The organism is Albidovulum sp. (assembly GCF_049646345.1).
GTDB lineage: Bacteria > Pseudomonadota > Alphaproteobacteria > Rhodobacterales > Rhodobacteraceae > Albidovulum.
Genome location: NZ_JBARVQ010000055.1, coordinates 1 through 2,643, shown reverse-complemented (window position 1 = coordinate 2,643; position 2,643 = coordinate 1). Strand labels below are relative to the sequence as shown.

At 60.9% G+C, this 2,643-nt stretch carries 3 protein-coding genes; 1 reads left to right on the top strand and 2 read right to left on the bottom strand.

What is annotated here, in order from left to right; all coding sequences use genetic code 11:
- On the bottom strand, positions 1–1,162 hold a 1,162-nt coding region (locus WBB85_RS01390), incomplete at its 3' end, for a serine hydrolase (protein WP_432636836.1).
- A gap of 217 nt (positions 1,163–1,379) precedes the next feature.
- The gene (locus WBB85_RS01385; RefSeq protein WP_432636834.1) at positions 1,380–2,123 is read right to left on the bottom strand and encodes an HAD family hydrolase; all 744 of its coding nucleotides are present in this window, start codon (positions 2,121–2,123) and stop codon (positions 1,380–1,382) included.
- A 165-nt stretch (positions 2,124–2,288) separates the two neighbouring features.
- On the opposite strand from WBB85_RS01385, the gene clpS reads away from it, so the two are divergent.
- Positions 2,289–2,609: an ATP-dependent Clp protease adapter ClpS gene (clpS, locus tag WBB85_RS01380; RefSeq protein WP_432636835.1), complete on the top strand. Its 321-nt coding sequence runs from the start codon at positions 2,289–2,291 to the stop codon at positions 2,607–2,609.
- The last annotated feature ends 34 nt before the right edge of the window (positions 2,610–2,643 follow it).

Here is a 2,643-nt window from a genome sequence, read left to right as displayed (position 1 = left end):
CTTCGACGGGTTCAGGGGCGGGGGCCGCGTCAGGTTCGGGCTCGGCGGCAACCTCGATCGCTGCATCGGCAGCCACTTCGGGTTCCTGCGGCGTCTCTGCGGCGGGCTTGGCCTGTGCCTCGCTCAGGACATCGTCGATCGTGTCCTGCATGGCGATCAACAGGTCTTCCGCCGGTGCCGTTTCCTCAGCGGGAGGTTCAGCCCCCGGAATCGGGCGGCGTTTCGGGAACAGGCTGACCTTCACGGCCGTGTTCAGGCGAATCGTCTTGCCCGCTGGCAGCGTCTTGCTGCCCGAGGCGGCCTCGGCCACGACAAAGGCTGGATCCTCATCCGCACCACCACCAAGATAGGGTGGTCGCCCCGGTTTCTGCACGGCAGCGCGTCGGGGCGATTTGGCAAAGCCCAGATCCATCAGTTCGGCCACACGGGCATTGCGCGTGGCCGTCGATTTTCCGCCAAAAACGGTGGCGATGACACGTTTGTTGCCGCGCTGGGCGGACGCGGTCAGGTTGAACCCCGCGGCCGAGGTGTAGCCGGTCTTGATACCGTCTGCCCCCTTGTAGGAACCCAGAAAGCGCCGATTGGTATGGGCGACCCGCGCCACCCCCGCATCCGCTGTCGTACGCGAGAAGAGGTTATAGTATTGCGGGTAGTCGTAGAACACATGCCGGCCCAGCATGGTCATGTCATGCGCCGTGGACAGGTGACCCTTTGCGGTCAGACCGTTCGCGTTCACGAAATTCGTGCGCGTCATACCCAGCGCCTTGGCAGTGCGGTTCATGCGGCGGGCAAAGGCGGGTTCCGACCCTTCGATGGCCTCGCCGATGGCGGTGGCGGCATCGTTGGCCGATTTGATCGCTGCGGCCCGGATCAAATAGCGCAGGGCAATCGTCTGACCTGGGCGCAACCCAAGTTTCGACGGCGGTTGTGATGCGGCGTGTTTGGAGATCGTGACCTTGCTGTCGAGCGAAATCTCACCGTGTTCGATGGCTTCGAACGCAATGTAGAGCGTCATCATCTTGGTCAGGGATGCGGGATGCAACCTTGTATTGGCATTCTCCTGATGCAGGACCTGACCTGTGCGGGCGTCGATGACGTAATCCGCATAGGGCGCTGCAAGCGCCAGAATCGGAGCTAGGAAAAACGCAAGCGCGAACGCCACGAGAATACGGGTGCGATGAACGCACTGCCACGGACAAGCAAGCACCTGTCTCACCTATAAACTGCCTCATGCTTCGATCATTAGCGCCGAAGCTTCATTGATTTGGGTCACGATAACACAGGCCCGGCTGTACGAAAACAGCCTTGTTTCAATATGTTTGCGGCTGTTCTTCCGATGGCCTGTCAACCGCCCCGCAGGCGGTTTGTGCGCGGCGCATTTAGTCGTCCCCGGCCGCCGAACCACCATATGCGCCATGATCCCTGTTGCCTGGCTGCCGCAACAAAGGTGCCAAACCGGCCAGATCGGCGATTTCGTGAAACCGGGGGTGATGGGTTGGCGCGGTGTCGTGCTCAAGCGCCCAGGTCAGGTCATGCGGCACATGCACGCCCCACCCGCCGAGGTCGAGCACCGGCAGCACGTCCGATTTCAGGGAATTTCCGACCATCATCGTCCGGTCTGGCACCAGACCGTGCCGGGAAAAGAGCGCGGCATAAACCGGTGCCGTCTTGTCCGACACGACCTCGACCCCGTCGAAGAAATCGCCAAGCCCGGACTGCGCCAGTTTGCGCTCCTGATCCAGAAGATCGCCCTTTGTGATCAGCAACAGCCGGTAGTGGCCCTTCAGCGCGCTGACCGTTTCCATTGCATGCGGCAAAAGCTCGATCGGATGGGCCAGCATGTCTTGCCCCGCCTCGATCAGCTCGCGGATCACCCGCGCCGGGACCCGGTCCTCGGTCACTTCGATCGCGGTTTCGATCATCGAGAGCGTAAAGCCCTTCACGCCAAATCCGTAATGCCCCAGATTGCGCCGTTCCGCTGCCAGCAACCGGTCGGCGAGGTGATCGGGGGCGGCAAATTCGGCCAAGAGCCCGGCAAACCGGTCCTGCGTCAGGCGGAAAAATCGCTCATTGTGCCAGAGTGTATCGTCGGCATCGAAGGCAATTGTGGTCAGTTCGTGCATGGCGTTCCCATGCCGCTACTGTCCCGATTCATGGGATTCGAAGCAATCCGCAGTATCGCACCACTTTCATCGGACGCCACAGGGGTTATATTGGGGACCGGAACCGAAATGCGGCCGAATCCGTCGCGCCATCAGGAGTGCCCTTTGACCTTGTATCCCATCATCATGTCGGATCGCAAAGACGACAATGACCCGGATGCCTCGGTCATCACCAAGACGCGGCCCAAGACGCAGCGGCCGCCACTCTACAAGGTGTTGATTCTGAACGACGATTATACGCCGATGGAATTCGTCGTCCATGTGCTGGAACGGTTCTTTGGCCTCAATCACAGTCAGGCGTTCGAGATTATGCTGACCGTGCACAAGAAGGGGCTGGCGGTGGTCGGCGTCTTTTCGTTCGAAGTGGCCGAGACCAAGGTGGCGCAGGTGATGGATTTCGCCCGCCGCCACCAGCATCCGCTGCAATGCACGATGGAAAAGGAATAGGGCATCCGCCCGGGCCGCATGAACAATCCCAGAT

Coding starts and splice junctions, on each gene's coding strand:
- WBB85_RS01385 (WP_432636834.1), bottom strand. CDS start 2,123: ATGCACGAACTGACCACAATTGCCTTCGATGCCGACGATACACTCTGG.
- clpS (WP_432636835.1), top strand. CDS start 2,289: ATGTCGGATCGCAAAGACGACAATGACCCGGATGCCTCGGTCATCACC.